The organism is Halomonas sp. 707D4, assembly GCF_024158685.1.
Lineage (GTDB): Bacteria > Pseudomonadota > Gammaproteobacteria > Pseudomonadales > Halomonadaceae > Vreelandella.
Genome location: NZ_JAMZBD010000201.1, coordinates 1 through 5486, shown reverse-complemented (window position 1 = coordinate 5486; position 5486 = coordinate 1). Strand labels below are relative to the sequence as shown.

Annotated in this window: 8 protein-coding genes; 7 read left to right on the top strand and 1 reads right to left on the bottom strand. The window is 59.4% G+C overall.

Going from position 1 to position 5486, the window contains the following annotated elements:
• The first annotated feature begins 227 nt into the window (after positions 1 to 227).
• The 3 genes from BIS11_RS09940 to BIS11_RS09930 all read left to right on the top strand — a co-directional run bounded on the left by BIS11_RS09940 (position 228) and on the right by BIS11_RS09930 (position 1839).
• A complete protein-coding gene (locus tag BIS11_RS09940) occupies positions 228 to 866 on the top strand; it encodes a Vat family streptogramin A O-acetyltransferase (RefSeq protein WP_253420522.1) in 639 nt (212 codons plus the stop codon).
• A 274-nt stretch (positions 867 to 1140) separates the two neighbouring features.
• Positions 1141 to 1458, top strand: a complete 318-nt coding sequence (sugE, locus tag BIS11_RS09935) for a quaternary ammonium compound efflux SMR transporter SugE (RefSeq protein ID WP_253420519.1) — start codon at positions 1141 to 1143, stop codon at positions 1456 to 1458.
• A gap of 60 nt (positions 1459 to 1518) precedes the next feature.
• The gene (locus BIS11_RS09930; RefSeq protein ID WP_253420516.1) at positions 1519 to 1839 is read left to right on the top strand and encodes a hypothetical protein; all 321 of its coding nucleotides are present in this window, start codon (positions 1519 to 1521) and stop codon (positions 1837 to 1839) included.
• A gap of 15 nt (positions 1840 to 1854) precedes the next feature.
• Here the strand turns inward: BIS11_RS09930 and BIS11_RS09925 are convergent, their stop codons facing one another.
• Entirely contained in the window at positions 1855 to 2352 is a 498-nt protein-coding gene (locus BIS11_RS09925) for a type VI secretion system-associated protein TagO (RefSeq protein ID WP_253420512.1), read from the bottom strand.
• Positions 2353 to 2703: 351 nt separating this feature from the next.
• Here BIS11_RS09925 and BIS11_RS09920 point away from each other — a divergent pair, with 351 nt between their 5' ends.
• The 4 genes from BIS11_RS09920 to BIS11_RS09905 all read left to right on the top strand — a co-directional run.
• On the top strand, positions 2704 to 3192 hold the full coding sequence (locus tag BIS11_RS09920; RefSeq protein WP_253420509.1) for an RDD family protein: 489 nt from the start codon (positions 2704 to 2706) through the stop codon (positions 3190 to 3192).
• A 169-nt stretch (positions 3193 to 3361) separates the two neighbouring features.
• Entirely contained in the window at positions 3362 to 3565 is a 204-nt protein-coding gene (locus BIS11_RS09915) for an antibiotic biosynthesis monooxygenase (RefSeq protein ID WP_253420507.1), read from the top strand.
• A gap of 742 nt (positions 3566 to 4307) precedes the next feature.
• Positions 4308 to 4919 carry a DNA-3-methyladenine glycosylase I gene (locus BIS11_RS09910; protein WP_253585997.1) on the top strand — a complete coding sequence of 204 codons (612 nt, stop codon included), beginning with the start codon at positions 4308 to 4310 and terminating at the stop codon, positions 4917 to 4919.
• Between the two features lie 31 nt (positions 4920 to 4950).
• Positions 4951 to 5486 (top strand): SDR family NAD(P)-dependent oxidoreductase (locus BIS11_RS09905; protein WP_253585996.1); only part of this gene is annotated, 536 nt, incomplete at its 3' end.

The window sequence follows — 5486 nt, the reverse complement described above, 5'->3', positions numbered from 1 at the left end:
GGTCTGGATGGGCGTCGGCGCCTTGTAACCCGACTCGGCAAGGGCTTGAACGAGAGGCGTGGATAAACCGAGTTGTGCAAATGGCATAGGGCGCTCTGACGGATCGTCGTGGGTGGGGGCGAACTTCGAAAGGGCGGCAGTATAGCGCAAATGCCGCCGTTCGAGGCCCGGCATTTTGGTATACGCTAATCACTTTTTCCTGATATGAGCGACCGAGCGGAGGCCACATGAAAGGTCCCAACCCTGACGATAAAGCGCCCATGAAGGGCTTTGCGCAAGTGGGCTATCTGAAGAACTACATTACGTCAGAAAACATCATCGTGGGTGACTACACCTACTACGATGACCCGCAAGGCCCGGAGCGCTTTGAAAGCAACGTGCTTTATCACTTCCCGTTCATTGGCGACAAACTCATCATCGGGAGGTTCTGCGCCATCGCGAAGGACGTCACCTTCATCATGAACGGCGCGAATCACAAGACCTCCGGCTTTTCGACCTATCCTTTCCAGATATTCGGTCAGGGCTGGGAAAAGGTAATGCCGGAAGCGAGCGAGCTTCCCTACAAGGGCGATACCGAGATCGGTCATGATGTCTGGATCGGCCTGGAGGCTACCCTGATGCCGGGCGTCAAGGTGGGCCATGGCGCTATCATCGCGAGCAAGTCCGTGGTGGTCGCGGACGTACCGGCCTATAGCATGGTAGGCGGCAATCCTGCCAAGGTCATCAAGTATCGCTTCGATGAAAGCACGATCAGCGAGCTTTTAGAAATCGCCTGGTGGAATTGGAGTGCCGAGAAAGTCACCGAACACTTGGAGGCTATCGTGGGGTGTGATCTGCGGGCGCTTCGTAGAGCGAGCGACGTTTGATAGAGCCACTAACGGTTAAGCCCATACAAGTATGGCGTCAGTCAGGCAGAGTCGTGGCTTCAGGACATGTCACTTTCGCTTGCGACGGTAGATCTTGATCGTCTCGTTGTATTTTTCCTGCCTCGCTGTATTCTTCGGTGGGCCATGGGAGCCAGGAAACGAGCGGCGTTGATCGCCCAATCCAAGTTTATCCTGGTCAGCCATATCGACGTGAGGACGACCTCACCACTCGCTATTAACGAGGGGACGACCCCAACCTCATCTGGATATATCAATGAGCTGGATCATTCTATTCTTGGCGGGCCTCCTGGAAATCGGCTGGGCCATCGGCTTGAAATACTCGGCGGGCTTCACCCGACTCTGGCCCAGCGTCTGGACGGTGTTCGCCCTGGCGGCGAGCTTTCTTTTACTGGGATTGGCGCTGAAGAACCTGCCGGTGGGCACGGCCTACGCGATCTGGGTTGGGATCGGAACGGTGGGCACGGCGCTGTTGGGCATCGTGCTGTTCGATGAGCCGGCGGGGCTTCTCAAGGTGATGAGCCTGATACTGATCGTGGCCGGGCTGGTGGGGCTGAAGCTGACCTCTGCCTGACACGGCATCGACATCACCTCGAGCGGCATCACGATACGGCGAACGCAGTGGGGAGCTTGAATGGAAACATCGCACTACGTTCTGGGCGGCCAGTACGAGGTGAAGACGGCTGCCCATGAGATGCGCATGTCGCTCTGGGTCTACGCGCCGATCATCCTGGAGCGCGCCACGCAAAAGAGGGTACTCGACCTGTCGCACGGCCCGTGGGATCTACGCCGTCTAGGCGAGGACGATGGGCGAATCGTCCTGACCCTGGCGCGCTACCCGGAAGGCGGCCGGGAGCATGTCGTCGAGGTCGATCCGTCTCAGGGCATCGCCATCGTCGAAGGCGTCATGCATCCCCTTGGCGAGATCGACGCGGCACTCGCCGCTATCGCCTGAGGTCTGCCTGACAGATCACCAGCCGCACGCCTGTCGGATTGGCTCGATCCTTTCCTTCAGCCCTTCGATATTGAACGTTGCCTCGATGGCATCGCCCTCGGCGGGGGTAATCTCGAGTTCCAGTCTATTCGCGCCGTACAGACCCTCGATGAAGGGAATGGCGTCGGCGCCTTCCCAGAAGCCCAGGGCATGGCCGTTGTCGATGGCCTGCATCTCAAACGTTTCGGCTTCCTGGTCGTCGAGGCGTAGCGTAGGCGCGTCGAACTCGAAGGTGCCGGTCTCTTCCTGACCGAAGAGGTTGAAGTAGGCAACGGTCGTGTCTTCGAAGCAGCGAAACACGAGCGTGGGCTGGGCCAGGCCAATGGCCGGGGTCTTGAGCACGACGAAGTGCAGGTCCAGCTCATCGTCGTGATGCTCTTCGGTTTGCCATTGGGAGCCGGCGGGGGCGTCCTGGGCCAAGGCCACGGCGGGCAGGAGCATCAAAATAGCTAGCAGGGGGTTGCCGATCTTCATTCTCAAGCCTTTTGATATGTCTTTGTGGATAGTACGTCAGGTGCTTTTCTGGGACAGGAAGGCTACATGATCATACAAGCCTGATGGTGCGCTGCAAGGGCATCGTAACGCCAGCTCTTGTATCCACCGCTCGATTGACTCAAGTAAGCGATTTTTATTTTGCGGATTGCCCTTGTTGTCATTATTCACGTGAAGGTCGAATAATCGTCTTTCTGGTCGTTTTCTAAGATTAATTTGTGTTTATAATGTTGTGGCTGCTCAGTAAAGCTAGGCGTTTTAAGTGTACTGTCTTGCTTTTTATTCAGCCGCTATCTTTAACATGATGACTTTCAAATAGGAAACGAAATGACCATGAAGAGTGAAGATTTTGAGTACGCTGGTTTTTGGGTTCGATTGGGCGCATCGCTCATTGATACGGTCTTGTTCATCTTGATCACCATGCCGCTTTCATATTCCATCTATGGGGATAGATACTTCTTGTCCGACGATATGTTCCTTGGTGGGTGGGACGTCATCATCAGCTGGTTATTGCCTCTAGTCGCCACCGTTCTTTTCTGGGTGTATCGTTCAGCGACCCCTGGCAAGATGGCCTTTAAATTAAAGGTAGTCAACGCCGATACCGGTGAGTCGCTTTCTCTGGGTAAATCTTTCTTGAGATACGTGGCCTACTACGCGAGTGCCATTCCCCTGTGCCTAGGGTTTTTATGGGTTGCATTCAGCGGAAAGAAACAAGGTTGGCACGACAAGATCGCCAATACAGTCGTTGTTCGGTCCAGAAAGCGTGGAGTGGAACCCGTCGAGTTCAATAAGGTGACTGAACAGCAGGAGCTGCAAGGATAAGTCTCGAAGCTATCATCATGGCGTGTTGAATGGCCTTTTTTTAAAGCCCGCAAGCGCTTGATGAGTTTTTATAATTAACGACGCTTCTGTCTCAGCGCTGATGTATTCAAGGTAATAAGGATTCATCACCGTTCCCGAAGGCGAACTGGAAACGTTCACCCATGCGCTGGTGCTGCACAAGCAATTGACGCTCCAGGAGCCGGGCTGCATCACGTTCAGGGTCGAGCAGGATGAACATGACCCGTGTCGTTTTCGCGTGCAGGAGACCTTCGTGGATCGCGCCGCGTTCGATCATCACCAGCAGCGAACGGCCAGCTCGCACTGGGGAAGGCTGACGCGTAATGCTCGGCGCGAGTATGAAGTGACCGAGTAGTCAGGCAAGGCATCGGGGCGGAACCAGGCTCGCAGGCGAGCCACGCGGGTGCCTCGCTGTCGCTCGTTACGCCGCGCTACGGGAGTGAGCATACTCGTAGCGCGGGTAAGCCGTAGGGCGCACCCGCGAAAGGCGTCGCGCAGCGGTGCTTTGCTTGTAGTGACATTGTTGGGCGGCTGGCGCCGCCACGCGGGTGCCTCGCTGTCGCTCGTTACGCCGCGCTACAGGAGTGAGCATACTCGTAGCGCGGGTAAGCCGTAGGGCGCACCCGCGAAAGGCGCCGCGCAGCGGTGCTTTGCTTTTAGTGACATTGTTGGGCGGCTGGCGCCGCCACGCGGGTGCCTCGCTGTCGCTCGTTACGCCGCGCTACGGGAGTGCGCATACTCGTAGCGCGGATAAGCCGAAGGGCGCACCCGCGAAAGGCCGCGCGCAGCGGTACTTTGCTTGGTGGTGGCACTGCCGGACGGCTGGCGCCGCCACGCGGGTGCCTCGCTGTCGCTCGTTACGCCGCGCTACGGGAGTGCGCATACTCGTAGCGCGGGTAAGCCGTAGGGCGCACCCGCGAAAGGCAGCGCGCAGCGGTGCTTTGCTTGCAGTGGCACTCCCGTGCGGCTGTCGCCGTCACTACAGTGCCCTTCACCGACGCCCATACCCACTCGACATAGTGCGGGCCAGCACCGCGCGGGCCGTTTCATCGGCTGTTAAGATGGGCGCTCGATTCGCTTGATCGGATACCGACCCTATGGACAAGACCGTCATGAGCCAGGATGGACACCGCCGCTGCGCTTGGAGCGCGGTCGCGTCTGACGAGCTCGAGCCCTATCACGACCGTGAGTGGGGCTTTCCCGTCGATGATGACCAACGCCTATTCGAGAAGATCAGCCTGGAAGGGTTCCAGGCGGGGTTGAGCTGGCGCACCATTCTGGCCAAGCGTGAGCGCTTTCGCGTGGCGTTTGCCGGGTTCGACTTCTACCGGGTGGCGGCCTTCGATGAACGCGACGTGGCGCGGCTGCTGGAAGACGCCGGTATCGTTCGTCATCGCGGCAAGATCGAGGCAGTGATCAACAACGCCCGGCGCGCGGTCGAGATGGTCGAGCGCGAGGGGTCGCTTGCGGCGTATTTCTGGGGTTTCGAGCCGCCGGGGGGCGAAGTGGCCGTGCCGCAAAGCGTTTCCACCTCGCCGACCTCCATCGCGCTTTCGAAAGACCTCAAGAAGCGCGGCTGGAAGTTCGTCGGGCCGACCACGGTGTTCGCCTTCATGCAGGCGATGGGGCTGATCAACGATCACGCCGAGGGCTGCTTCGTGCGGCCCCGCGTCGATGAGGCGCGCCGTGTGTTTTCTCGGCCCCGTTGACGCCAACGCTTATCCTCATAGGGAGAATTCCATGAACAAGGTCGTGATCGTGACCGGCGCCGGGCGCGGAATCGGGGCTGCCACGGCGACGCTGCTGGCAGGCCAGGGCTACGCGGTATGCATCAACTACCTGAAGAATCAGGCGGCCGCCGAGGCCGTGGCCGGCGCTATCGAGCAGGCGGGCGGGCGCGTCATCACGGCCCAGGCGGATGTCTCGAGCGAGGCCGAGGTGGCGGCGCTCTTCGAAACCACCCAGGCGCGCCTCGGGCGTGTCACGCACCTGGTGAACAATGCGGGCATCCTGTCGACCCAAGCCCGGTTCGAGGAGATCAGCGTCGAGCGCTTTCGCCAGGTGCTGGACGTCAACGTGACGGGCGCCTTCCTGTGCGCCAAGGCGTTCATTCGCCAGGCCCGAGGGCCGGGGGCGATCGTGAACGTCTCCTCCGGGGCGGCCAAGAGCGGCTCGCCCTTCGAATACGTGGATTACGCCGCCTCGAAGGGGGCGATGGATTCGATGACCCGGGGGCTCGCGCTCGAGCTCGCCGCGCGCGGTATTCGCGTCAACGG